The organism is Streptomyces sp. RGM 3693 (assembly GCF_050471125.1).
Lineage (GTDB): Bacteria > Actinomycetota > Actinomycetes > Streptomycetales > Streptomycetaceae > Streptomyces.
This window is the reverse complement of the sequence record NZ_JBMPPQ010000002.1, coordinates 824,998-849,795: the sequence shown is the minus strand read 5'-3', so window position 1 is coordinate 849,795 and position 24,798 is coordinate 824,998. Positions and strand designations below refer to the sequence as shown.

The 24,798-nt window shown below is 68.6% G+C and carries 21 protein-coding genes and 4 tRNA genes; 6 read left to right on the top strand and 19 right to left on the bottom strand.

The genetic code is table 11. The annotated features are described in order from the left end of the window. Nucleotides 1-264: 264 nt before the first annotated feature. The 11 genes from ACO0M4_RS21100 to ACO0M4_RS21050 all read right to left on the bottom strand — a co-directional run bounded on the left by ACO0M4_RS21100 (nucleotide 265) and on the right by ACO0M4_RS21050 (nucleotide 14,272). Nucleotides 265-744 (bottom strand): DUF1707 and DUF4190 domain-containing protein, encoded by a 480-nt coding sequence (locus tag ACO0M4_RS21100; protein WP_430373878.1) that lies wholly within the window; start codon nucleotides 742-744, stop codon nucleotides 265-267. A gap of 227 nt (nucleotides 745-971) precedes the next feature. Then, complete coding sequence (locus ACO0M4_RS21095; RefSeq protein ID WP_430372361.1) at nucleotides 972-4,871, bottom strand: DNA-directed RNA polymerase subunit beta'; 3,900 nt, start codon at nucleotides 4,869-4,871, stop codon at nucleotides 972-974. A gap of 99 nt (nucleotides 4,872-4,970) precedes the next feature. After that, nucleotides 4,971-8,456 carry a DNA-directed RNA polymerase subunit beta gene (rpoB, locus tag ACO0M4_RS21090; RefSeq protein ID WP_430372359.1) on the bottom strand — a complete coding sequence of 1,162 codons (3,486 nt, stop codon included), beginning with the start codon at nucleotides 8,454-8,456 and terminating at the stop codon, nucleotides 4,971-4,973. 629 nt (nucleotides 8,457-9,085) lie between these two features. Beyond that, nucleotides 9,086-9,472 carry a 50S ribosomal protein L7/L12 gene (gene rplL, locus ACO0M4_RS21085; RefSeq protein ID WP_430372357.1) on the bottom strand — a complete coding sequence of 129 codons (387 nt, stop codon included), beginning with the start codon at nucleotides 9,470-9,472 and terminating at the stop codon, nucleotides 9,086-9,088. A 107-nt stretch (nucleotides 9,473-9,579) separates the two neighbouring features. Further along, complete coding sequence (gene rplJ, locus ACO0M4_RS21080; protein ID WP_430372356.1) at nucleotides 9,580-10,110, bottom strand: 50S ribosomal protein L10; 531 nt, start codon at nucleotides 10,108-10,110, stop codon at nucleotides 9,580-9,582. A 318-nt stretch (nucleotides 10,111-10,428) separates the two neighbouring features. Then, entirely contained in the window at nucleotides 10,429-11,244 is an 816-nt protein-coding gene (locus ACO0M4_RS21075; protein ID WP_430373877.1) for a hypothetical protein, read from the bottom strand. Nucleotides 11,245-11,436: 192 nt separating this feature from the next. Further along, nucleotides 11,437-12,153 (bottom strand): 50S ribosomal protein L1, encoded by a 717-nt coding sequence (gene rplA, locus ACO0M4_RS21070; protein WP_430372354.1) that lies wholly within the window; start codon nucleotides 12,151-12,153, stop codon nucleotides 11,437-11,439. Between the two features lie 82 nt (nucleotides 12,154-12,235). Next, entirely contained in the window at nucleotides 12,236-12,670 is a 435-nt protein-coding gene (gene rplK / locus ACO0M4_RS21065; RefSeq protein ID WP_016571043.1) for a 50S ribosomal protein L11, read from the bottom strand. Between the two features lie 166 nt (nucleotides 12,671-12,836). Beyond that, a complete protein-coding gene (gene nusG / locus ACO0M4_RS21060) occupies nucleotides 12,837-13,721 on the bottom strand; it encodes a transcription termination/antitermination protein NusG (RefSeq protein ID WP_390020635.1) in 885 nt (294 codons plus the stop codon). Between the two features lie 71 nt (nucleotides 13,722-13,792). Next, a complete protein-coding gene (secE, locus tag ACO0M4_RS21055) occupies nucleotides 13,793-14,089 on the bottom strand; it encodes a preprotein translocase subunit SecE (protein WP_100604435.1) in 297 nt (98 codons plus the stop codon). A 110-nt stretch (nucleotides 14,090-14,199) separates the two neighbouring features. Further along, nucleotides 14,200-14,272, bottom strand: a tRNA-Trp gene (locus ACO0M4_RS21050). A gap of 188 nt (nucleotides 14,273-14,460) precedes the next feature. Between ACO0M4_RS21050 and ACO0M4_RS21045 the strand changes: the two genes are divergently transcribed. Further along, nucleotides 14,461-15,696 (top strand): pyridoxal phosphate-dependent aminotransferase, encoded by a 1,236-nt coding sequence (locus ACO0M4_RS21045; protein WP_430372352.1) that lies wholly within the window; start codon nucleotides 14,461-14,463, stop codon nucleotides 15,694-15,696. Nucleotides 15,697-15,830: 134 nt separating this feature from the next. Then, nucleotides 15,831-16,859: an adenosine deaminase gene (locus ACO0M4_RS21040; RefSeq protein WP_430372350.1), complete on the top strand. Its 1,029-nt coding sequence runs from the start codon at nucleotides 15,831-15,833 to the stop codon at nucleotides 16,857-16,859. A 27-nt stretch (nucleotides 16,860-16,886) separates the two neighbouring features. On the opposite strand, the gene ACO0M4_RS21035 is transcribed toward ACO0M4_RS21040, so the two are convergent. The 6 genes from ACO0M4_RS21035 to ACO0M4_RS21010 form a co-directional block, all read right to left on the bottom strand. Then, nucleotides 16,887-17,951, bottom strand: coding sequence for a UDP-N-acetylmuramate dehydrogenase (locus ACO0M4_RS21035; protein ID WP_430372349.1), 1,065 nt, complete (start codon nucleotides 17,949-17,951; stop codon nucleotides 16,887-16,889). 59 nt (nucleotides 17,952-18,010) lie between these two features. After that, nucleotides 18,011-18,445, bottom strand: a complete 435-nt coding sequence (locus ACO0M4_RS21030) for a MaoC family dehydratase (RefSeq protein WP_390020645.1) — start codon at nucleotides 18,443-18,445, stop codon at nucleotides 18,011-18,013. 1 nt (nucleotide 18,446) lies between these two features. Further along, the gene (locus ACO0M4_RS21025; protein ID WP_430372348.1) at nucleotides 18,447-18,899 is read right to left on the bottom strand and encodes an FAS1-like dehydratase domain-containing protein; all 453 of its coding nucleotides are present in this window, start codon (nucleotides 18,897-18,899) and stop codon (nucleotides 18,447-18,449) included. 85 nt (nucleotides 18,900-18,984) lie between these two features. Continuing rightward, nucleotides 18,985-19,149 (bottom strand): 50S ribosomal protein L33, encoded by a 165-nt coding sequence (gene rpmG, locus ACO0M4_RS21020; protein ID WP_087927546.1) that lies wholly within the window; start codon nucleotides 19,147-19,149, stop codon nucleotides 18,985-18,987. Between the two features lie 89 nt (nucleotides 19,150-19,238). Next, nucleotides 19,239-19,311, bottom strand: a tRNA-Met gene (locus tag ACO0M4_RS21015). 47 nt (nucleotides 19,312-19,358) lie between these two features. After that, nucleotides 19,359-19,431: transfer RNA gene (locus ACO0M4_RS21010), tRNA-Thr, on the bottom strand. Nucleotides 19,432-19,612: 181 nt separating this feature from the next. Here ACO0M4_RS21010 and ACO0M4_RS21005 point away from each other — a divergent pair. Beyond that, nucleotides 19,613-20,866 (top strand): amidohydrolase family protein, encoded by a 1,254-nt coding sequence (locus ACO0M4_RS21005; RefSeq protein ID WP_390020650.1) that lies wholly within the window; start codon nucleotides 19,613-19,615, stop codon nucleotides 20,864-20,866. A gap of 57 nt (nucleotides 20,867-20,923) precedes the next feature. Beyond that, entirely contained in the window at nucleotides 20,924-21,586 is a 663-nt protein-coding gene (locus ACO0M4_RS21000) for an NAD(P)H-binding protein (RefSeq protein ID WP_430372345.1), read from the top strand. A 130-nt stretch (nucleotides 21,587-21,716) separates the two neighbouring features. Here the strand turns inward: ACO0M4_RS21000 and ACO0M4_RS20995 are convergent, their stop codons facing one another. Further along, nucleotides 21,717-22,604, bottom strand: a complete 888-nt coding sequence (locus tag ACO0M4_RS20995) for a quinone oxidoreductase family protein (RefSeq protein WP_430372344.1) — start codon at nucleotides 22,602-22,604, stop codon at nucleotides 21,717-21,719. Between the two features lie 282 nt (nucleotides 22,605-22,886). On the opposite strand from ACO0M4_RS20995, the gene ACO0M4_RS20990 reads away from it, so the two are divergent. Next, nucleotides 22,887-23,522: a TetR/AcrR family transcriptional regulator gene (locus ACO0M4_RS20990; RefSeq protein WP_430372343.1), complete on the top strand. Its 636-nt coding sequence runs from the start codon at nucleotides 22,887-22,889 to the stop codon at nucleotides 23,520-23,522. A gap of 139 nt (nucleotides 23,523-23,661) precedes the next feature. Here the strand turns inward: ACO0M4_RS20990 and ACO0M4_RS20985 are convergent. Then, a tRNA-Tyr gene (locus ACO0M4_RS20985) sits at nucleotides 23,662-23,743 on the bottom strand. Between the two features lie 189 nt (nucleotides 23,744-23,932). Here ACO0M4_RS20985 and ACO0M4_RS20980 point away from each other — a divergent pair. Beyond that, a complete protein-coding gene (locus ACO0M4_RS20980; protein ID WP_430372342.1) occupies nucleotides 23,933-24,421 on the top strand; it encodes a YajQ family cyclic di-GMP-binding protein in 489 nt (162 codons plus the stop codon). Nucleotides 24,422-24,798: the final 377 nt, after the last annotated feature.

The window sequence follows — 24,798 nt, the reverse complement described above, 5'->3', positions numbered from 1 at the left end:
CTGCAGACCTGCCTCGCTGGAACGAGGGCGGCGGCAGATTGCGGTGTCAAAACCCGGCTGTCGCGCTGCCGGGACTCTCCGGCCGAAACTGGCGGGAAAAGGCGCGCACGGCAGCCCAGGGACACCCCAGGCACAAGGTCAGAGCGTACCTAGCGCATTGGCTGCGGTCAAAACAAATGCACACGCGAAGGACACGCCGGACTCCCTGGGCGATGCGGCCACGGTAGTGGGAACCACGACGCTACGGAAGAAGGCACTCGGCCCTCAGGCGTGGGTCACCGCGATCAACGCCATCACCAGGAAGAACAGCGCCCAGGCGCCGATCCCCAGCCAGCCGAGCACCAGCCCAGCGACCGCCTGACCGTCCCCGCGCTCCCCCGTGCGCCGGATCTCGGCCCGTGCCTTGTGTCCCAAAATCACCGCGGGGATCGACGTCAGCCCCCAGGTGAACGGCGCTATCAGCCCGCACACCAGCGCCCCCGTGGCCGAACCGTTGGTGGTCTGCGGCATGGGCATCTGCATCGGGAGGAACGTGGCCGGAACCGCCGGCCGCGGCGCGAACTGCGCCTGCGGCACCGGGCCTTGCGGCAGATCGGCGACCAGCATCTGCAACTCGGCGTGGGTCTGCGCCTGATAGGCCCGGGACATCCGCTGCTCGTACTCGGACTGCCCGAGTCGACCCTCGGCGAAGCCCGCCTTCAGCACATCCACCGCGCGCTCGCGATCGGCGTGCGAGGCCCGCATAACCGGCACCTGATACGGGTTCTGCGCGGGCTGCCCACCCTGCCACGGCTGGAATGCCATGTCGCGAACCTCCCCCCGCTCAACAGTTGTCCCCATCCTCTCATCACAGACGCGGCAATGGGAGGACAAGTTCCCGTGGCAGGACGCCCGAACGCCGCAGGGCGGCCACCCCATGTGGGGTGGCCGCCCTGTCGCTGCCCTGCCGACCGGACCGGCCGGGGTGGGGCTTACTGGTTGTACGGACCGTAGTCGTAGTCCTCCAGCGGGACCGCCTGGCCGGAGCCGGTGCCGAAGGGCGAGTAGTCGATGTCGTCGTAACCGACAGCCGAGTACATCGCGGCCTTGGCCTCCTCGGTGGGCTCGACCCGGATGTTGCGGTAGCGGGACAGGCCCGTACCGGCCGGGATGAGCTTACCGATGATGACGTTCTCCTTGAGGCCGATCAGGGAGTCAGACTTGGCGTTGATCGCCGCGTCCGTCAGAACCCTGGTCGTCTCCTGGAAGGACGCCGCCGACAGCCAGGACTCGGTGGCCAGCGAAGCCTTGGTGATACCCATCAGCTGCGGACGGCCGGAGGCCGGGTGGCCGCCTTCCGCCACCACGCGACGGTTCTCGCCCTCGAACTTCGAACGCTCCACCAGCTCGCCCGGCAGCAGCTCCGCGTCGCCGGACTCGATGATCGTCACGCGGCGCAGCATCTGCCGGATGATGATCTCGATGTGCTTGTCGTGGATCGCCACGCCCTGGCTGTTGTAGACCTTCTGGACCTCGCCGACCAGGTGGACCTGGACGGCACGCTGACCCAGGATCCGCAGCACGTCGTGCGGGTTGATCGCACCGACGGTCAGCGGCTGACCGACCTGCACGTGGTCACCCTCGGTCACCAGCATGCGGGCACGCTTGGAGACGGGGTAGGCCGTCTCGTCGCTGCCGTCGTCCGGCGTGACGATGACCTTCTTGGTCTTCTCGGTCTCCTCGATCCGGACGCGGCCGGCCGCCTCCGAGATCGGGGCGACACCCTTGGGCGTACGGGCCTCGAAGAGCTCGACGACACGCGGCAGACCCAGGGTGATGTCGTCACCGGCCACACCACCGGTGTGGAAGGTACGCATCGTCAGCTGGGTGCCGGGCTCACCGATGGACTGGGCGGCGATGATGCCGACCGCCTCACCGATGTCGACCAGCTTGCCGGTGGCCAGCGAACGGCCGTAGCAGAAGGCGCAGGTACCGACCGCGGACTCACAGGTCAGGACCGAGCGGGTCTTGACCTCCTCCACGCCGTGCGCGATCAGCTGGTCGATCAGCACGTCACCGAGGTCGACGTTGGCCGGGGCGACGACCTTGCCGTCGACCACGACGTCCTCGGCGAGCATCCGCGCGTACACGGAGGACTCGACGTCGTCCGCCTTGCGCAGGATGCCGTCGGCGCCCTTCGAACCGATCCGCAGCTTCAGGCCGCGCTCGGTGCCGCAGTCCTCCTCGCGAATGATGACGTCCTGGGAGACGTCGACCAGACGACGGGTGAGGTAACCGGAGTCGGCGGTACGGAGGGCGGTGTCGGCGAGACCCTTACGGGCACCGTGGGTGGAGATGAAGTACTCCAGCACGGTCAGACCCTCGCGGAACGACGCCTTGATCGGACGCGGGATCGTCTCGTTCTTGGCGTTCGACACCAGACCACGCATACCGGCGATCTGACGCATCTGCATCATGTTTCCGCGCGCACCCGAGTCCACCATCATGAAGATGGGGTTGGTCTTCGGGAAGTTCTCATTCATCGCCTCGGCAACCTCGTTGGTCGCCTTGGTCCAGATGTTGATGAGCTCCTGCGTGCGCTCGTCCTTGGTGATCAGACCGCGCTCGTACTGCTTCTGGACCTTCTCGTCCTGCGCCTCGTAACCGGCGACGATCGCCTTCTTGGCCTCCGGCACGACGATGTCGGAGACGGCGACGGTGACGCCGGAACGGGTGGCCCAGTAGAAGCCGGACGCCTTCAGGTTGTCGAGCGTCGCCGCCACGATGACCTTCGGGTAGCGCTCGGCCAGGTCGTTGACGATCGCGGAGAGCTGCTTCTTGCCCACCGAGTAGTCGACGAACGGGTAGTCCTCGGGCAGCAGCTCGTTGAAGAGCGCGCGGCCCAGGGTCGTCCGCAGCCGGAAGCTGTCGCCCTGCTGCCACTCCGGCTCGCCCTCGACAGGGGCGGGCGGGGTCCAGCCGCGCGGCGGCACGGTGCCGATCGGGAAGCGGATGTCGACCTTCGCCTGGAGCGAGAGCTCGCGGGCGTCGAAGGCCATGATCGCCTCGGAGACCGAGGAGAACGAGCGGCCCTCACCCTTGACCTCGCGCTCCTCCTCGTCCGTGGTGAGGAAGAAGAGGCCCAGCACCATGTCCTGGGTCGGCATGGTGACCGGACGGCCGTCGGCCGGCTTGAGGATGTTGTTCGAGGACAGCATCAGGATGCGGGCCTCGGCCTGCGCCTCCGCGGACAGCGGAAGGTGCACGGCCATCTGGTCACCGTCGAAGTCCGCGTTGAACGCGGTGCAGACGAGCGGGTGGATCTGGATGGCCTTGCCCTCGACCAGCTGCGGCTCGAAGGCCTGGATGCCGAGGCGGTGCAGGGTGGGCGCACGGTTCAGCAGCACCGGGTGCTCGGCGATGACCTCTTCGAGGACGTCGTACACGACGGTGCGGCCACGCTCGACCATGCGCTTCGCGCTCTTGATGTTCTGCGCGTGGTTGAGGTCCACCAGGCGCTTCATCACGAACGGCTTGAAGAGCTCCAGCGCCATGGCCTTGGGCAGACCACACTGGTGCAGCTTGAGCTGCGGGCCGACGACGATGACGGAACGCGCGGAGTAGTCCACACGCTTACCGAGCAGGTTCTGACGGAATCGACCCTGCTTGCCCTTGAGCATGTCGCTCAGGGACTTCAGCGGGCGGTTACCGGGACCGGTCACCGGGCGACCACGACGACCGTTGTCGAAGAGGGCGTCCACGGCCTCCTGGAGCATCCGCTTCTCGTTGTTCACGATGATCTCGGGCGCGCCGAGGTCGAGAAGCCGCTTCAGGCGGTTGTTGCGGTTGATCACACGGCGGTACAGGTCGTTCAGGTCGGAGGTCGCGAAGCGGCCACCGTCCAGCTGCACCATCGGACGCAGGTCCGGCGGGATCACCGGGATGCAGTCCAGCACCATGCCCTTGGGGCTGTTGCGGGTCTGCAGGAAGGCGGAGACGACCTTGAGGCGCTTGAGCGCACGGGTCTTCTTCTGGCCCTTGCCGGTCCGGATGATCTCGCGGAGGCGCTCGGCCTCCTCCTCCAGGTCGAAGGTCTCCAGACGCTTCTGCAGCGCAGCGGCGCCCATGGAGCCGTCGAAGTACGTGCCGAAGCGGTCACGCAGCTCGCGGTAGAGGAGCTCGTCGCCCTCCAGGTCCTGGACCTTGAGGTTCTTGAAGCGGTTCCAGACCTCGTCGAGACGGTCGATCTCGCGCTGCGCACGGTCACGCAGCTGCTTCATCTCGCGCTCGGCACCCTCGCGCACCTTGCGGCGGACATCCGCCTTGGCGCCCTCGGCCTCCAGCTCGGCCAGGTCGGTCTCGAGCTTCTTGGCGCGGGCCTCCAGGTCGGAGTCGCGGCGCTGCTCGATCTGCTGACGCTCGACGGAGACGTGGGCCTCCAGCGAGGGCAGGTCGCGCGTACGGCGCTCGTCGTCCACCCACGTGATCATGTAGGCGGCGAAGTAGATGACCTTTTCGAGGTCCTTGGGCGCGAGGTCCAGCAGGTAGCCCAGCCGGCTCGGCACGCCCTTGAAGTACCAGATGTGGGTAACGGGAGCGGCCAGCTCGATGTGGCCCATCCGCTCACGACGCACCTTGGCGCGAGTGACCTCGACGCCGCACCGCTCGCAGATGATGCCCTTGAAGCGGACGCGCTTGTACTTACCGCAGTAGCACTCCCAGTCCCGGGTCGGACCGAAGATCTTCTCGCAGAAGAGTCCGTCCTTTTCGGGCTTGAGGGTGCGGTAGTTGATGGTCTCGGGCTTCTTGACCTCGCCGTGGCTCCACTGACGGATGTCGTCAGCGGTAGCCAGACCGATCCGGAGCTCATCGAAGAAGTTGACGTCGAGCACTATGCGTCAATCCCTCTCAGGGTTGTAAGTCTTGGGGTCTGAAACGGGGGTCTTGGGGCCGGCCGGGGAACCATCACTGGCTCCCCGACCGAACTCCCGTCAGACCTCTTCGACGCTGCTCGGCTCGCGCCGGGACAGGTCGATGCCGAGCTCCTCCGCAGCGCGGAAGACGTCCTCGTCGGTGTCGCGCATCTCGATGGACATGCCGTCCGAGGACAGCACCTCCACGTTGAGGCACAGGGACTGCATCTCCTTGATGAGCACCTTGAAGGACTCGGGGATGCCGGGCTCGGGGATGTTCTCGCCCTTGACGATGGCCTCGTAGACCTTCACGCGGCCGGTGACGTCGTCGGACTTGATCGTCAGCAGCTCCTGGAGGGCGTATGCGGCGCCGTAAGCCTCCAGCGCCCACACCTCCATCTCACCGAAGCGCTGGCCACCGAACTGAGCCTTACCACCCAGCGGCTGCTGGGTGATCATCGAGTACGGACCGGTCGACCGGGCGTGCAGCTTGTCGTCGACCAGGTGGTGGAGCTTGAGGATGTACATGTACCCGACGGAGATCGGGTCCGGGAACGGCTCACCGGAACGGCCGTCGAACATCCGCGCCTTGCCGGACGGGAGGACCATGCGGTCGCCGTCGCGGTTGGGGTGGGTGTTCTCCAGCAGACCGGCCAGCTCGTCCTCACGGGCACCGTCGAAGACCGGGGTCGCGACGTTGGTGCGCGCCTCGACCTGGTCGGCGCCGATGGACTGCAGGCGCTGGGCCCACTCCTCACCGAGGCTGGAGACGTCCCAGCCCTGGCTGGCGAGCCAGCCGAGGTGGATCTCCAGGACCTGTCCCGGGTTCATTCGGGACGGGACACCCAGCGGGTTGAGGATGATGTCGACCGGGGTGCCGTCCTCCATGAACGGCATGTCCTCGACCGGCAGGATCTTCGAGATGACGCCCTTGTTGCCGTGGCGGCCGGCGAGCTTGTCACCGTCGGTGATCTTGCGCTTCTGCGCAACGTAGACGCGGACCAGCTGGTTCACGCCCGGGGGCAGCTCGTCGCCCTCCTCGCGGTCGAAGACGCGGACGCCGATGACCTTGCCGATCTCGCCGTGCGGCACCTTCAGCGAGGTGTCACGGACCTCGCGCGCCTTCTCACCGAAGATCGCGCGGAGCAGGCGCTCCTCGGGGGTCAGCTCGGTCTCACCCTTGGGCGTGACCTTGCCGACGAGGATGTCTCCGGCGACGACCTCGGCACCGATACGGATGATGCCACGCTCGTCGAGGTCGGAGAGGACCTCCTCGGAGACGTTCGGGATGTCCCGGGTGATCTCCTCGGGGCCGAGCTTGGTGTCACGGGCGTCGACCTCGTGCTCCTCGATGTGGATCGAGGAGAGGACGTCGTCCTGCACGAGGCGCTGCGACAGGATGATCGCGTCCTCGTAGTTGTGACCCTCCCACGGCATGAACGCCACGAGCAGGTTCTTGCCGAGCGCCATCTCGCCTTCGTCCGTGGACGGACCGTCGGCGAGGACCTGGCCCTCGATGACCCGCGCGCCCTCGTCCACGACGACCTTCTGGTTGAAGGAGGTGCCCTGGTTGGAGCGGGTGAACTTGGCGACGCGGTAGGTGTTGTACGTGCCGTCATCGTTGGCGACGGTGATGTAGTCCGCGGAGACCTCCTGGACCACACCGTTCTTCTCGGCCTTGATGACGTCGCCGGCGTCGACCGCGCAGCGGTACTCCATGCCGGTACCGACCAGCGGCGACTCCGCCTTGATCAGCGGAACGGCCTGGCGCATCATGTTCGATCCCATGAGCGCGCGGTTGGCGTCGTCGTGCTCGAGGAACGGGATCATAGCGGTCGCGGCCGACACCATCTGGCGCGGCGAGACGTCCATGTAGTGCACCTCATCGGCGGGGACGAGGTCGACCTCGCCGCCACGACGACGGACCAGCACACGGTTCTCGGCGAACCGCAGGTCGTCGGAGAGCTTCGCGTTCGCCTGGGCGATCAGGTAGCGGTCTTCCTCATCAGCGGTGAGGTAGTCCACCTCCTCCGTGACCTGACCGTCGACGACCTTGCGGTACGGCGTCTCGATGAAACCGAAGACGTTCACGCGACCGTAGGACGCGAGCGAACCGATCAGACCGATGTTCGGTCCTTCAGGGGTCTCGATCGGGCACATACGGCCGTAGTGCGACGGGTGCACGTCACGGACGTCCAGACCGGCCCGCTCACGGGAGAGACCACCCGGGCCCAGCGCCGACAGACGACGCTTGTGGGTCAGACCCGACAGCGGGTTGGTCTGGTCCATGAACTGGGACAGCTGGCTGGTGCCGAAGAACTCCTTGATGGAGGCGACGACCGGCCGGATGTTGATCAGGGTCTGCGGCGTAATCGCCTCGACGTCCTGGGTGGTCATGCGCTCGCGCACGACCCGCTCCATACGGGCGAGACCCGTACGGACCTGGTTCTGGATCAGCTCGCCGACGTTGCGCAGGCGGCGGTTGCCGAAGTGGTCGATGTCGTCGGTCTCGACAACGATGCTGTTGCCGTTCTCGCCGATCGTCTCGGTCTCGCCGGCGTGCAGCTTGACCAGGTACTTGATCGTGGCGATGACGTCATCGGTGGTCAGCACACCGGCGTCCAGCGGCTCGTCGCCGCCGAGCTTCTTGTTGACCTTGTAGCGGCCGACCTTCGCGAGGTCGTAGCGCTTGGGGTTGAAGTAGAGGTTCTCCAGCAGCGTCTGCGCGGCCTCGCGGGTCGGCGGCTCGCCCGGACGCAGCTTGCGGTAGATGTCGAGCAGCGCGTCGTCCTGGCCCTGGGTGTGGTCCTTCTCCAGGGTGGCGCGCATCGACTCGTACTCGCCGAACTCCTCCAGGATCTGCTCGGTCGTCCAACCGAGCGCCTTGAGCAGGACGGTCACGGACTGCTTGCGCTTGCGGTCGATGCGCACACCGACCATGTCGCGCTTGTCGATCTCCATCTCCAGCCAGGCACCCCGGGACGGGATGATCTTGGCGGAGAAGATGTCCTTGTCGGACGTCTTGTCGATCGAACTGTCGAAGTACACACCCGGCGAGCGGACCAGCTGCGACACCACGACACGCTCGGTGCCGTTGATGACGAAGGTGCCCTTGTTGGTCATGAGCGGGAAGTCGCCCATGAAGACCGTCTGGGACTTGATCTCGCCGGTCTCGTTGTTGGTGAACTCCGCGGTGACGAACAGCGGAGCGCCGTACGTGAAGTCGCGCTCCTTGCACTCGTCGATGGAGTTCTTCGGAGGCTCGAAGCGGTGGTCACGGAACGTCAGCGACATCGACCCGGAGAAGTCCTCGATCGGGGAGATCTCTTCGAAGATCTCTTCCAGACCGGACTTGGTGGGAACTTCCTGCCCACTCTCCAGCGCAGCCTCGACGCGACCCTTCCATGCGGCATTGCCGAGCAGCCAGTCGAAGCTTTCGGTCTGCAGCGCAAGGAGGTTCGGAACCCCGAGGGGCTCCTTGATCTTCGCAAAAGAGATGCGCAGCGGGGCGGTGCTGTCGCCGTTGTTCGTATTGGCAGTCGAGGCGTTGCGCGAGGCGGCCAAGAGGGGGTCCTTCCGAGGGCTCGGACTCACTACGCGCGTACCGGTCCCGAATCCAGCAAAGCGGTGGATAAGCCCAGGTCAGGGCGGGTCAATCAGCTTTGCTCGGGCTCGGGTATGCCCCTGGTGACGGGCAGGGAGCAGCTAACAGGCAGCGCAAAGGGTCAGTGTAGCCACATGGCCCACTGATGTCCAGAGCGAGTTTCCGGAGACCGGTACCGCACCGCGTGCCGATCTTCTCCCTCCGGGAGGTCATGCCCTCCGCAACGGAGGAGCGCCTCGTTGTTCTTCTCTACGCCCAATGCCCTGCGCCTGCCGAAAGCCCTGCGCCAGTGGCGCACACCGATGCTTCCCTCTTCGTCGGCGATCCATGCCTCGAACCCTGGACCGCTTCTGCGTCGCGTCCCGAGAATTGCGCGCCGCGTCCGGTTCGTCAAGGCCCCCCGCCTCTGGGAGATCGTCACATGGAGGTGCGTCCGGACAACGAAGATCACCATACTCGCACTCCGGCGCCGGGCAGTGCAGCCGGGGCGGGTACGCGGAAGGGCGACCACCCGTATGGGTGATCGCCCTTCGCGGTGTCCGCGTTACAGCCTCAGCCGCAGCGGACGGGAGTCAGAGACTCACCAAGGTCACTTGACCTCGACGGAGGCGCCGGCGCCCTTGAGGGCATCGGCGGCCTTCTCGGCGGCGTCCTTGGCGACCTTCTCCAGGACCGGCTTCGGGGTGCCGTCGACCAGGTCCTTGGCCTCCTTCAGGCCGAGGGAGGTCAGCTCACGCACGACCTTGATGACCTGGATCTTCTTGTCGCCGGCACCGGTGAGGATGACGTCGAACTCGTCCTGCTCCTCCTCGGCGGCGGCGGCCGGGGCACCCGGGGCACCGGCGGCGACGACGGCGGCCGGGGCGGCGGCGGTGACGTCGAAGCGCTCCTCGAAGGCCTTCACGAACTCGGCGAGCTCGATGAGGGTCATCTCGTCGAACTGAGCAAGCAGGTCTTCCTGGCTGAGCTTCGCCATGATGGCGGTCCTTCCACTAATTCGGCTGGTGCCGGATGTACATTTCGGCGGGCGTGCGGCCCGCTGTAACCCGCGCCGGGACGGCGCGGATCATGACGCGAGCCGAATTACTCGGCACCGCCCTGCTCGGCCTTCTTGGCGCGAAGCGCTTCCGCGGTGCGGACGAACTTCGACGGAAGCGCCTGGAAGAGCGCGGCAGCCTGGGACTGCTTGCCCTTCATGGCGCCCGCCAGCTTGGCGAGCAGAACCTCGCGGGACTCAAGGTCCGCAAGCTTCTTGATCTCGTCGGCGGAGAGCGCCTTGCCGTCAAGGACACCGCCCTTGATGACGAGGTTCTGGTTCTCCTTGGCGAAGTCACGAAGACCCTTCGCCGCCTCGACCGGGTCACCGGTCACGAAGGCGACGGCCGTCGAGCCACTGAGGTGCTCGTCCAGCACAGAGATCCCGGCCTCCTGGGCCGCGATCTTGGTCAGCGTGTTCTTCACCACACGGTACTGAGCGTTCTCACCGAGCGAACGGCGCAGATTCTTGATCTGCGCAACGGTAAGACCGGTGTACGCGGTCACAACAGCGGCGTTCGAGCTGCGGAACTTCTCAGCAATCTCGTCGACGGCTGCGACCTTGTCGGGCCTCGCCATGAGCCTCGGCCTCCTTCCGGGTGATGAGGACCGCGCAGAAGGGGCTGGGCAAAACAAACGCCCCGGCGCAGGGCACGGGGCGTTACTCAACCGAACAGAAAACTGTCCGGGAGTCTCTCCACACAACCTGCGCAGGCCGTCCGCAGCTAGCGGATCCTTCGGCCACCACACGTCCAGGACCGGACGCGCAGAGACAACCAGCGGTCTTTGGCTTCCGGCACACCGTACGGGAACGGCCCACGCGCAGGCAAATCGGCTGAGCGGGGGCTCGGGGACGCGCCCCGGGCCCCCGCTCATCAGCGAGTCAATTCAACGGACTTACTGGTAGACCTTGGTGTCGCTCGCCGCCGGCGGCGTCACCGAGACCTTGGTGCCGTAGTCCGAGTAGAAGACCGTCGAGTCGTACGGCGCGGACTTGCTGTCCATCTGCTCGCGCTTCTTGACCAGCAGGTTGTCCGAGCTCACCCAGAGGTCGATGGTCTCGGTCGTGGCGCCCGACTGCTGCAGCTGCTGCTCCAGGGCCTTGAGGTCCGCTTCGCTGACGTTCTTCGTCTGCATGCGGGTCAGCTCGCTCACCGAGAGCGTGCCGTTGTAGTGGGTCGTCTGGACGCCGCGGACGTCTTCCTTGCCGACTTCCTTGACCTTGCCCGAGGCGATCAGCAGGTCCACCGACCGGCCCGGGTTGTTGTTGTTCATCATGTCCTTCATCAGGGCGCCGGCCGGGCCCATCTTCTTGGCCATGACGTCGTAGTCGTACTTGATCCAGTTCTTGCCGCCCAGGGGCATGCCCATGTTCATGTACATCGCGTCCGGCGTGTACAGCGCCTTCATGGGCTTGCCGGAGCCGCCCATCGGGCCGCCGGCCTGGGTGATGTCCACGGACATGTGCATGCCGGACGACCAGTCCATCGCGCCCTTCATGGTCTGGGTCGCCGTGCCGTTCTTGGTGGTGCCCTCGACCTTGGCGGAGTTCTTGCCGTTCGTCTGCTGCGAAGCCGTCTTCAGCGAGGCCAGAGCTGCCTCCAGCGGAGACTTCGCCCCTGCCGCGTCGTTGCCGCCACCGCTGGCGCTGCCACCGCCGGTGCCGTTGTTCTTGTCGCCGCCGCTGTTACAGGCGGTCAGACCGGCCATCATGACAACTCCCGCCGCAACGGCGGCGGCGATACGCGTGGTGCGCACTGAGGCTCCCCCTTAGATCTCCATATGGACCTCGGAGGCGACTGTAGTGCAGGCCACTGATAGCACATACGTCAGGCCCCGCCTTCCTTACGGAGAGCGGGGCCTGACGGTAACGCGTCACACGCTACGAGGCATCGATCGGCGAGATCAGACGGCCTCGTCCTCGGAGAGGAGGTTGCGGCTGCGGTTGGGGTCCACCGGGACACCGGGGCCCATGGTGGTGGCGATCGTCGTCTTCTTGATGTACCGACCCTTGGCAGCGGACGGCTTCAGACGGGTGATCTCCTCCAGCGCAGCGGCGTAGTTCTCCACCAGCTTGGTGTCGTCGAAGGACACCTTGCCGATGATGAAGTGGAGGTTGGAGTGCTTGTCGACGCGGAACTCGATCTTGCCGCCCTTGATGTCCGTGACAGCCTTGGCGACATCCGGGGTGACGGTGCCGGTCTTCGGGTTCGGCATCAGACCACGCGGACCGAGCACGCGGCCGAGGCGGCCGACCTTGCCCATGAGGTCCGGGGTGGCGACGACGGCGTCGAAGTCCAGACGGCCCTTGGAGACCTCGTCGATCAGTTCGTCCGAGCCGACGATGTCGGCGCCGGCGGCTTCCGCGGCCGCAGCACGGTCACCGGTCGCGAAGACCAGGACCCGGGCGGTCTTACCGGTGCCGTGCGGGAGGTTCACGGTGCCACGGACCATCTGGTCGGCCTTGCGCGGGTCGACACCCAGACGCATGGCAACCTCGACGGTCGCGTCGAACTTGGCGGCGGAGATGTCCTTGGCGAGGCGGACGGCCTCGAGCGGGGCGTACAGACGCTCCCGGTCGATCTTCGCGTCCGCGTTGCGAAGAGTCTTGCTGCGCTTCACTTCTGCTCCTGATGCAGTGGGGTGGAGTCGTGGTACGGACCAGCGCCTGGCCCTTCCACGGGGAGTGCCAACGGGCTGAGGATCAGCCCTCGACCGTGATGCCCATGGAGCGGGCGGTGCCGGCGATGATCTTCGACGCGGCGTCCAGGTCGTTGGCGTTCAGGTCGGGCATCTTGGTGGTGGCGATCTCGCGGACCTGCGCCTCGGTGATCTTGGCGACCTTGGTCTTGTGCGGCTCGCCGGAGCCCTTCTCCACGCCCGCAGCCTTCAGGATGAGCTTCGCGGCCGGCGGGGTCTTGGTGACGAAGGTGAAGGAACGGTCTTCGTAGACCGTGATCTCCACCGGCACGACCATGCCACGCTGCGACTCGGTCGCGGCGTTGTAGGCCTTGCAGAACTCCATGATGTTGACGCCGTGCTGACCCAGCGCGGGGCCGACCGGCGGAGCCGGGTTCGCGGCACCGGCCTGGATCTGGAGCTTGATAAGCCCCGTGACCTTCTTCTTCTTGGGAGGCATGCTCTCTCCGGGTCCTAGTGAGAGGTGGTTCGCCCCGCAATCCGGTCATCCGGACGGAGGCATACCGCACCACGATAACGGGTACTGTCGTGCGGCCAAAAACCGCGCAGGTCAGACCGGCTCTACGCCGGTCTGACCTGGTCGGTAGCTAAAGGTCCGGAAGAAGCTAGTTCTTCTGGATCTGGTCGAAGCTCAGCTCGACCGGGGTCTCGCGACCGAAGATCTCCACCAGGCCCTTGACCTTCTTCGAGTCGGCGTTGATCTCGTTGATCGTGGCCTGCAGCGTCGCGAACGGACCGTCGGTGACGGTCACCGAGTCGCCCACCTCGAAGTCCAGGACCTGGACCTCGACCTTGCGGGACGGCGCCGGCCTGCCCTCGGCCGCGGCGGCCTCCTTGGCAGCCTTCTCCTCCGCCTCCGGAGCGAGCATCTTGACGATCTCGTCCAGGGTCAGCGGGTACGGGTCGTAGGCGTTGCCGACGAAGCCGGTGACACCCGGGGTGTTGCGGACGACGCCCCAGGACTCGTTCGTCAGGTCCATGCGCACCAGGACGTAGCCCGGGAGCTTGTTCTGGCGAACCGTACGGCGGTCACCGTTCTTGATCTGGACGACCTCTTCCTGCGGCACCTCGGCCTGGAAGATGTAGTCCTCGACGTTCAGCGAGACGGCGCGCTGCTCAAGGTTGGTCTTCACGCGGTTCTCGTAGCCCGCGTAGGTGTGGATGACGTACCACTCGCCGGGGAGCCCGCGCAGCTCGTCACGGAGGGCGGCCACCGGGTCGACCGGCTCCTGCTCTTCCGCGTCCTCGGAGACCTCGTCGGCCTCCTCGTCCTCGACGTGCACAGCGGCCGCCTCGGCAGGCTCGCCGGCGTCGGCGTCCTCGGCGTCCAGCTCGTCGACGTCGTCGGCTCCCGCGACGATCTCCGCGGCGGCCTCCTCGTCAGCGATGGCCGCAGCGTCCCCCTCGACCTCGGCCGAGACGGCCTCGTCAACCTCGGCCTCTGCAGCCGCGACGGGCTTGGCGGCGTCGTTCAGGTTCGGGTCAGACACGTGGCTGCTTCTTCCTTGCTTCAAGGGGTTGAACGTGCGAAGGGCCGCCCGCAGAGGCACCCTCCGCGGGATCAGCCGAAGACGTACCCGACGACTCGGTTGATTCCCAAGTCAATCACGGTTACGAGACCGATGATGACGGCCACGAAGACGATCACCACGGTGGTGTACGACGACAGCTGGCCACGCGACGGCCAGACGACCTTGCGGAGTTCCGCAATGACCTGACGGTAGAAGAGCGCGAGCCGCGCGAAGGGCCCCTTCTTGCCGCGCTTACCGCCGCGGCGGGGCTTCTTCTGGGACTCCGTGGTGTCGTCCTCAGAACGACCGCGCTCAGGCATGTCGATGGAGCCCAGGGCGTCCGTCACTCGTCCTCACCTGAATCCGGGTCGTGGCCGTGTGCCGCGTCCGGCCCGGCCGCACGGCGGTGCATTTCGTACGTACGCGTGCACGCACCTGGTGATGAAAGTGCGTGTAGCAGGGCCGGAGGGACTTGAACCCCCAACCGCTGGTTTTGGAGACCAGTGCTCTACCAATTGAGCTACGACCCTTTGTGGTTCCCCCAACCTACCGCATGCGGGCGACTGCACTTTGTTGTGCATCGTGCGCCGCGGCGACCCGGTGGGAGCCAACGGTCAGCGAGTGTACGTGGTTCAGGGCCGGGCGTCGAACAGGAACCTCCCGTACCACCCCGCAAACCCGTGCAACGGGGCCAGCCGCTGTCTGCGACGATGCCCCCATGAGCGCTGCCACTCCCTCCGCATCGTCCGCCGCCGACCGCCGGGTTTCCGTCCGCGTCGGTTCGATCTCCGAGTCCGCCACCCTCGCCGTCGACGCCAAGGCCAAGGCCCTCAAGGCCGCCGGGCGCCCGGTGATCGGCTTCGGCGCCGGTGAGCCCGACTTCCCCACGCCCGGCTACATCGTCGAGGCGGCGGTCGAGGCCTGCCGCAACCCGAAGTTCCACCGCTACACCCCGGCGGGCGGCCTCCCCGAGCTGAAGTCCGCGATCGTCGCGAAGACGCTGCGCGACTCCGGCTACGAGATCGAAGCCGCGAACGTCCTGGTCACCAACGGTGGCAAGCAGGCCATCTACGAGGCCTTCGCGGCCGTCTTGGACCCGGGTGACGAGGTCATCGTCCCGGCGCCGTACTGGACCACCTACCCCGAGTCGATCCGGCTCGCGGGCGGTGTGCCGGTCGACGTGGTCGCCGACGAGACCACCGGCTACCGGGTGACCGTCGAGCAGCTGGAGGCGGCCCGCACCGAGAAGACCAAGGTGCTGCTGTTCGTCTCGCCGTCGAACCCGACCGGTGCGGTCTACCCCCGCGAGCAGGTCGAGGCGATCGGCCGCTGGGCCGCCGAGCACGGTCTGTGGGTGCTGACCGACGAGATCTACGAGCACCTGGTCTACGGGGACGCGGAGTTCTCGTCGCTGCCGGTCGTGGTGCCGGAGCTGCGCGACAAGTGCATCGTCGTCAACGGCGTGGCGAAGACGTACGCGATGACCGGCTGGCGGGTCGGCTGGGCGATCGGCCCCAAGGACGTCATCAAGGCGGCCACCAACCTCCAGTCGCACGCCACCTCCAACGTCTCCAACGTGGCGCAGGCCGCGGCCATCGCGGCGGTCAGCGGCGACCTGACGGCCGTCGAGGAGATGAAGGTGGCCTTCGACCGGCGCCGGAAGACCATCGTGCGGATGCTCAACGAGATCGACGGCGTGCTGTGCCCGGAGCCGGAGGGCGCGTTCTACGCGTACCCGTCGGTCAAGGGGCTGCTGGGCAAGGAGATCCGCGGCAAGCGCCCGCAGTCCAGCGTCGAGCTGGCCGAGCTGATCCTGGAGGAGGCGGAGGTCGCCGTCGTCCCGGGTGAGGCCTTCGGCACCCCCGGCTACCTGCGGCTTTCGTACGCGCTGGGCGACGAGGACCTGGTCGAGGGCGTCTCCCGGATCCAGAAGCTGCTGGCGGAGGCGAAGTAGTCGGCGCGGTCGGCGCGGTCAGCCGCTCGGCGTGCGGGGTCGGACCATCGTCCGGCCCCGCACGCTTTTTTGGTGGTCCCTCCGTTCGGGGCGGGGCCTATGCCCGTGGCGGGCGGGTGCGGCAGTATCTGCGGATGGAGCGTGTTCGTGATCTGCGTCAACTGCCGAAGGCCCACCTGCACCTGCACTTCACCGGCTCAATGCGGCCGGCGACGCTGCTGGACCTCGCCGACAAGTACGGCGTCCACCTCCCGGACGCACTCACGAGCGGGAATCCGCCCCGGCTCAGCGCCACCGACGAGCGCGGTTGGTTCCGCTTCCAGCGGCTCTACGACATCGCCCGGTCCTGCCTGCGGTCGCCCGAGGACATCCAGCGGCTGGTGCGGGAGGCGGCGGAGGAGGACGTCCGGGACGGCTCCCGCTGGCTGGAGATCCAGGTCGACCCGACCTCGTACGCACCGCGGCTGGGCGGGCTGATCCCGGCTCTGGAGATCATCCTGGACGCGGTGGACCGGGCCGCCCGGGACACCGGGCTGGGCATCCGCGTCCTGGTTGCCGCGAACCGGATGAAGCACCCACTGGACGCCCGCACGCTGGCCCGGCTGGCGGTGCGCTACGCCGACCGCGGGGTGGTCGGCTTCGGGCTCTCCAACGACGAACGCCGGGGTTTGGCCCGGGACTTCGACCGGGCCTTCGCCATCGCCCGGGACGGCGGCCTGCTGTCGGCGCCGCACGGCGGCGAGTTGTCCGGGCCGGCGAGCGTCCGGGACTGCCTGGACGATCTGCACGCCGCCCGGATCGGGCACGGGGTGCGGGCCGCGGAGGACCCGGTGCTGCTGCGCCGGCTGGCGTCCCGCGGCGTGACCTGCGAGGTGTGCCCGGCGTCCAATGTGGCACTGGGCGTCTACGGCAAGCCGGAGGACGTGCCACTGCGGACGTTCTACGAAGCCGGCGTCCCGATGGCGCTGGGCGCCGACGACCCGCTGCTGTTCGGCGCGCGGCTGGCCGCCCAGTACGAGATCGCGCGCACCTCGCACGCCTTCACCGATGCCGAGTTGGCCGAGCTGGCCCGGCAGTCCGTGCGGGCCTCCCGCGCGCCCCAGGAGGTGCAGCGGGCGATGCTGGCGGACATCGACGCCTGGCTGGCCGCCCCGGTGTCGTAGTGGACCCGGGGCTGCCGCCGGTGGCCCTTACAGGCTGACGCCGACCGTCACCGGTTCGTTGACGAGGGTGACCCCGAAGGCGTTGCGGACGCCGTCGCGGACCTCGCGGGCCAGGGCGAGCAGGTCCTCGGTGGTGGCCTGGCCGCGGTTGGTGAGGGCGAGGCTGTGCTTGGTGGAGATCCGGGCCGGGCCGCTGCCGTAGCCCTTGGTGAAGCCGGCCCGGTCGATGAGCCAGGCCGCGGAGGTCTTCACCCGGCCGTCGCCGTCCGGGAAGGCGGGCGGTGCGGTGTCGGGGCCGAGGCGGTCGTGGACCCGCCGGACGAGGTCGGCGTGCTCGGCCTCGGTCAGGACGGGATTGGTGAAGAAGGAACCGGCGGACCAGGTGTCGTGGTCATCGGCGTCCAGCACCATGCCCTTGCTCGCCCGGAGCGCCAGGACGGTCTTGCGGGCGACGGCGAGCGGCACCCGGTCCCCGGTGCCGACGCCGAGGGCGCGGGCCGTCTGGTCGTACCTCAGGGGCGCGGACAGGCCGTCCGCGTCCTCCAGGGCGAACCGGACCCGCAGCACGACGAACCGCTCGGGGTGCTGCTTGAAGCGGCTGTGGCGGTACGAGAAACCGCACTCCTCGCTGGAGAGGGTGACCGTCTCGCCGGTCCGGCGGTCGTAGGCGACGACCTCGGTGAGGGTCTCGGAGACGTCCTGGCCGTAGGCGCCGACGTTCTGGATCGGGGTGGCGCCGGCCGAGCCGGGGATGCCGGCCAGGCACTCGACGCCGGCCAGTCCGGCCTCGACGGTGCGGGCGACGGCGTCGGACCAGTTCTCGCCCGCGGCGAGCTCCAGGGCGGTGCCGTCGAGGGCGAAGCCCCGGGTGGCGATGCGCAGGGCCGTGCCGTCGAAGCCCTTGTCGCCGATGACGAGGTTGCTGCCGCCACCGATGATCAACAGCGGGGTGCCGGCGTCGTCCGCCGCACGGACGGCCGCGATCACCTCGTCGTCGGTGGTGGCCGTGACGAGCCGGGCCGCGGGGCCACCGAGCCGGAAGGTGGTCAGCGGGGCGAGGGGGGCGTTGTTCTCTACGTGGCGTTCCTGCACCCGGCCAAGGGTACGGGGGCGGTCCGGCGGTACCGGGCCGGCCGCCCCGCACGGCTGCCTCAGGCGAGCCGGACCACGGCGCGGGACATGCCCAGCACCTTCTGGCCGGCGCTCTTGGCAGTGAGGTCGACCCGGACGGTCCGCTCCTCATCGTCGAGCTTGGCCGCGACCGTGCCGCTGACCTCGATCAGCGCGCCGGTCTCGTCGTTGGGCACGACGACGGGCTTGGTGAAGCGCACGCCGTACTCGGCGACCGCACCCGGGTCACCGACCCAGTCCGTGACCACTCGGACCGCCGAGGCCATGGTGAACATGCCGTGCGCGATGACGTCCGGCAGTCCGACCTCCTTGGCGAACTTCTCGTTCCAGTGGATCGGGTTGAAGTCCCCGGAGGCACCCGCGTACTGCACGAGTGTGGCGCGGGTCACGGGGAAGGTCTGCGTGGGGAGTTCGGTGCCGACCTCGACGTCGTCGTAGGCAATCTTCGCGGTCATCTCAGGCATCCTCAGCGCGTCGGGCGACGAGTTTGGTGATTGCGGTCACAACGTGCTCGCCGGCTTCGTCGTGCACCTCGCCGCGGATGTCGATGACCTCGTTGCCGGCCATGGACCTGATCGCCTCGATGGTGGAGGTCACGGTCAGCCGGTCACCGGCACGCACCGGCCGTCGGTAGGCGAATTTCTGGTCGCCGTGCACCACTCGGCTGTAGTCCAGACCGAGTTGCGGGTCGGCGACGACCAATCCGGCGGCCTTGAATGTGATGGCAAACACGAAAGTCGGCGGCGCGATCACATCGGAGTGACCGAGCGCCTTGGCGGCTTCGGTGTCGGTGTAGGCGGGGTTGGTGTCACCGATCGCCTCGGCGAATTCACGGATCTTTTCCCGGCCGACCTCGTACGGGTCGGTGGGCGGGTACGTGCGTCCGACGAATGACTGATCGAGCGCCATGGGCTCGCAACCTCCCTGTACTGATGGTGCTAAAGCCGCGAGGCCGCCCCCAGGAAATGGGGACGGCCTCACAGACGAGCCTGAGTTATCGCGTCTCGCGATGTGCGGTGTGCGCCTTGCAGCGAGGGCAGTGCTTCTTCATCTCAAGGCGATCCGGGTCATTACGCCGGTTCTTCTTGGTGATGTAGTTCCGCTCCTTGCACTCCACGCAGGCCAGCGTGATCTTCGGGCGGACGTCGGTGGCAGCCACGTGAGTGCTCCTTGACGAACAAGTAGTCGATTAGAACGCATAGAAGAGTAGCCGATCGGAGGACCGACCCCACAATCGGCTACTGTCAGTAGCGGTGACCGGACTTGAACCGGTGACACAGCGATTATGAGCCGCTTGCTCTACCGACTGAGCTACACCGCTGTGATGCGAGAGTTCCTCGTCCAAGGACGAGGTCCCCCACACATCAGAGCCCCAATACGGAATCGAACCGTAGACCTTCTCCTTACCATGGAGACGCTCTGCCGACTGAGCTATTGGGGCGAGCGATGAAGACATTACACGGCCCGCCGCCAAACGTGAAATCCGTATCCGCGTCGCGCCCCAACGGCCCCCCGCACCACACCGGTACGACTATTTCGCGCCTGCGCCATGTGCTCCGGGCCGCGCCCTAGGCTCGGAACCACCCCGCGTGATCTTGCACGCCGTGGCTTCGAGGAGCGCGATGTCCGACAGCAGTTCGCCGCAGCCCGGGAAGCCCGGGGGTGCCGGTCGGTACGCCCGGCCGGAATCCGGCGCGCTGGTCCTGTGCGGCGCCCGGCTCGCCGACGGCCGCACCGTGGACGTCCGACTCGGTGGCGGGCGCATCGAGGCGGTCGGCACGGCCGGCAGCCTCGCCCCGCAGGGAGCCCGGGTGGACCTCGCCGGCTACCTGCTGCTCCCGGCCCCCGCCGAACCGCACGCGCACTGCGACACCGCCCTGACGGCGGACGCCGACGGGCCCGCCTCCGACTCCGCCGAGGACGTCCAGCGCCGCACGACCGAGGCGGCGCTGCTCCAGCTCGGGCACGGAGCCACTGCCTCCCGGAGCCATGTGCGGATCGGCGGCGTCCAGGGGCTGCGGGCGCTGGAGTCGGTGCTCCAGGCCCGGCGGGCGCTGCGCGGGCTGGCGGATCTGGCGGCGGTGGCGGTGCCGCGGGTGCTGACCGGGGTGGCCGGCGCGAACGGGGTGGCGATGCTGCGGGACGCGGTCAAGATGGGCGCCACGGTCATCGGCGGCTGCCCGGATCTGGACCCCGATCCGGCCGGCTACGTGGAGACCGTCCTGGAGGTGGCCGGCGAGCACGGCTGCCCGGTGGACCTGCACACCGACGGCGACGATCCGGCGCGGCTGGCCCGGTTCGCGGCGATGTGCGGCGGGCTACGGCCCGGGGTGGCGATCGGGCCGTGCGCCGGGATGGCGCGGATGCCGCGGAGCGTGGCAGCCCGGGTCGCGGAGCAGTTGGCGGCCGCCGACGTCACCGTCGTCTGTCTGCCGCAGGGCGACTGCACGGGCCTGGAGCGGAACGGCACCCGGGTGTCGCGGCCGGCGCCGGTGCGGCTGCTGCGGGCGGCCGGGGTGCGGGTGGCGGCGGGCAGCGGGGCGCTGCGGGACGCGGCGAACCCGGTGGGGCGGGGGGACCCGCTGGAGGCCGCGTACCTGCTGGCCTCTTTGGGAGAGGCGACACCCGAGGCGGCCTACGAGACGGTGAGTTCGGCGGCGCGGGCGACGCTGGGGCTGCCGGAGGTGCGCGTCGAGGCGGGTTTTCCGGCGGAGTTGCTGGCGGTGCGCGGGGAGCGGATCGCCGGGGTGCTCTCGTTGGCGTACAGCCGGATCGTGGTGCACCGGGGGCGTGTGGTGGCGCGCACCAGCGCGGTGCGCGAGTACTGCGACTCGGTGGATGTGGCGCTGGAGCTGCCCCGCCAGTCGCAGCGCTGAGCGCCGCACCGGCCGGTCCTCCGGTGTGCCGGGGCGGTTCGGCGTACGGTCGGCAGCATGCGCATTGTCATCGCAGGTGGACATGGTCAGATCGCGCTGCGGCTGGAGCGGTTGCTGCATGCGCGCGGGGACGAGGTGTCGGGGATCGTCCGGCGGCCGGAACAGGCCGGCGATCTGCTGGCCGCGGGTGCCGAACCGGTGGTCTGTGACCTGGAGTCGGCGTCGGTGGCCGATGTCGTTCGGCACCTTGAGGGCGCGGACGCGGCCGTCTTCGCGGCGGGTGCCGGGCCGGGCAGCGGCGCCGCGCGCAAGGACTCGGTGGATCGCGGCGCGGCGACGCTGTTCGCGGACGCGGCCGAGGCGGCGGGCGTACGGCGTTTCGTGGTCGTCTCGTCGATGGGTGCGGACCGGGAGCCCCCGGAGGGCACCGATCCGGTCTTCGCGGCCTATCTGCGGGCGAAGGGCGCCGCGGACGCCGACGTACGGGCCCGGGCCGGGCTGGACTGGACGATCCTGCGGCCCGGCCGGCTCACCGACGACCCCGGTACCGGCCAGGTGACGCTGGCCGACGCGACCGGGCGCGGGGCGGTCTCGCGGGACGACGTGGCGGCCGTACTGGCGGCGCTGCTGGACGAGCCGGACACGGCCGGGCGGACGCTGGAGCTGATCGGCGGGGACGTGCCGGTGGTGGACGCGGTGCGGAACGTGGCGTCGCACTGAGGCGCCCGACGGCGGGCGCGCCCTCGCAGCCCTGAGGGCGCGTCTGCCGGCCTGTGACGGCCGCGCGCCTCTCCCCGGACGCCGGGGCGGCGTCGGGCGCCCCAGCGTCGACTGGGGGCCGCCCCGGCCGCTACGGGAGGACGAGGATCCGGCCGAGGTGGGACCGCTCCTCGATGAGCCGGTGCACGGCGGGCGCCTCGGCTAGCGGGAACCGGGCGTGGACGGCGGTCCGCAGCCGTCCGGACGCGGCGTGGTCGGCCAGTTCGGTCATCTCCGCGCGGGCCTGCTCCGGGGCGGCCGTGCGCCAGGCCAGTAGGGAGAATCCGGCGACCGTCTTCAGGGCGAAGAGGCTGGCCACGGGGACGTCGAGCAGCTCGTTGCCGGCGGCGCCGTAGACCACGACGCGGCCGAACGGCGCCAGCAGGTCCAGGCTCTGCCGCAGGATCCCGCCGCCGACGGAGTCCAGGACCAGGTCCACGCCCTCGGGTGCGGCCTCACGGACCCGCTCCGGCCAGTCGTCGGCCGAGTAGTCGACGGCGGCGTCGGCGCCGAAGGACCGGACGAAGTCGAACTTGGTCGGCGAGCCGACCGCGGCGATCACCTTCCCGGCCCCCAGCAACCTGGCGAGCTGCACCGCGAGGTGGCCGATGCCGCCGGCCGCGGAGTGGATCAGGACGGTCTCCCCCGCTACGAGCCGGCCGGTGCGCAGCGCCCGGAGGGCGACCGGGGCGCCCATGGGCAGCATGCTGGCCACGCCGAGGTCCACCCCGTCCGGTACTGGGGCGAGCCACCGGGCGTCGGCGACGACGTACTCGGCGAAGGCGTCCTCGCTGAGCGCCGCGACCCGCTGCCCGATCAGTCCGTGGTCGACACCGAGGCCGGCGGCCTCGACGGTGCCGACCACGTCGCCGGTGACCTTGCCGGGCAAGGGGCGTTGGAAGAGCGGTCCAGCGGCCGGCCCGCGCCGCAGCTTGGTGTCGACGAAGTTGGCCCCGATCGCCCCGGTCCGGAGGAGCACCTCGCCCGGGCCCGGGCGGGGACCTCTGCCTCCTCGATCGTCAGGACGTCGGGGCCGCCGTACTCGTAGTAGCGAACGCGTCGCATTCCAGCTCTCCTCGGTGGTCGAAGAACGCAGCGGTGGGTCAGCCCGGGCCGGCGCGACGGGATTAACTGGACCGCCGGTCAGGTTGTCCGTCGACCGTAACTCTTACTGGACCGGCGGTCCAGTTATTTCTGCGAAATGATGGCCTCCCGACACGGGCCGGACCGTGGAGCGGCACGACGGAGTGGGTGAGGACCGATGGCAGCAGGTCGCCGCGAACGCGCCGACGCGGTACGGAACCGGCGCGCCATCCTGCTGGCGACCGAGGAACTCCTGGCGCACCACGCGCCGGAGAAGATCTCGATGGAGCAGGTCGCCGCCGCGGCCGGGGTCGGCAAGGGGACGGTGTTCCACCGCTTCGGCAGCCGCATGGGCCTGATGCGGGCCCTGATGGAGGAGCGGGCGGTGACGCTGCGCGAGGCGGTCACCGACGGCCCGCCGCCGCTGGGGCCGGACGCCACCCCACGCGAACGACTGCTGGCCTTCCTGGACGCCGTCGTCGAGCTGATCGCCCGCAACAAGGGGTTGTTGGCCGCGCTCTGCCACGCCAGCACGACCGCCCAGCGCCCCGTCGAGGACGACGAACCGCACGGCGAGCACCCGTTCCACGCCTTCTGGCACGGTCACGTCGGCGCGCTGCTCGCCGCACAGCGCCCCGATCTGGACGCCGGGCTCCTGGCCCACTTCCTCATCGGGGCCCTGCAGAACGAACCCGTCCTGCGGCTGCTGGAGCGCGGCGAGACCGCGCGGGTGGCCGGGACGCTGCGTGCACTGGTCGCCGGGCTCCTGGACGCCACACCGTCGGCCGACGGGGACGCGCCCGGGTCGCCGTGAGGCCCGCCGGGCGGCGCACCGGGACGCCGGGACACAGAAATCCCCCCGACCCGGAACGGGTTCGCGGTGCCACCCGAAAGGCGGCAACGCGAAAGACCCCCGAATCACATTTCTGCGATTCGGGGGTCTTTGCTGGCTGTGGCGGCGCCAGGATTCGAACCTGGGAAGGCGAAGCCGGCAGATTTACAGTCTGCTCCCTTTGGCCGCTCGGGCACACCGCCGGGTTTTGTCGTCGGGAGACCCGCTGTGGGGCGGTGCTCCGTGGCAACGACGTAAACCTTACCCGATGACAGGGGGTGCTTTGCCACTCGATTCGGGAGCGCTGGATCTTGGCCAGGTGGCTAGGCTTGGCAGGCGGTCCGGGAAGGGCCGCATCTCTGATGGATCTACGTACGAGGAGCCAACCCACAATGGCCGACTCCAGTTTCGACATCGTCTCGAAGGTCGAGCGGCAGGAGGTCGACAACGCCCTCAACCAGGCCGCCAAGGAGATCTCGCAGCGCTACGACTTCAAGGGCGTGGACGCGTCGATCCAGTGGTCGGGCGAGAAGATCGAGATGCGGGCCAACGCCGAGGAGCGCGTGAAGGCCGTCCTGGACATCTTCCAGTCCAAGCTGGTCAAGCGCGGGATCTCGCTCAAGGCGCTGGAGACCGGCGAGCCGCAGGCGTCGGGCAAGGAGTACCGGATCTCCGCCTCGATGCAGGAGGGGATCTCGCAGGAGAACGCGAAGAAGGTCGCCAAGATCATCCGCGACGAGGGGCCGAAGGGCGTCAAGGCGCAGGTGCAGGGTGACGAGCTGCGGGTCACCTCCAAGAGCCGGGACGACCTGCAGATCGTTCAGCAGCTGCTGCGCGGCAAGGACCTGGACTTCGCGGTCCAGTTCGTCAACTACCGCTGAGCGTCCCCGAAGGGGGCGTGCAGTACGCAGTGAGTCGATGGGGCGGCGCGACACGGGAGCGCGCCGCCCCATCGGCGTTCCGGAATGCGGGGGTCGACCTCATATGCGAGGTCGCGGGCCGCGCCCGTTGCACTGGTCGCCAGCTGGCCTTTGCCACGCGAACGATCGTTGTTCCGCAGCCTGATCGTGGCCAGCGGCGGCTCTGCTCCGCCAGGACGCGACGTTGGAACGGGCAATGCGTGTGGGGGTGGTCGGGCCCGGGCGGAACGTCGTTTCGGGGGCCAAGTGCTGAAGAGTTGCGGCGGCTTGGCCGGATGCGGCGATGCTCTTGCCGGTGCGATACAGGAGGCCGGGCGCTTCCGGCGCGAAGAAGTTGG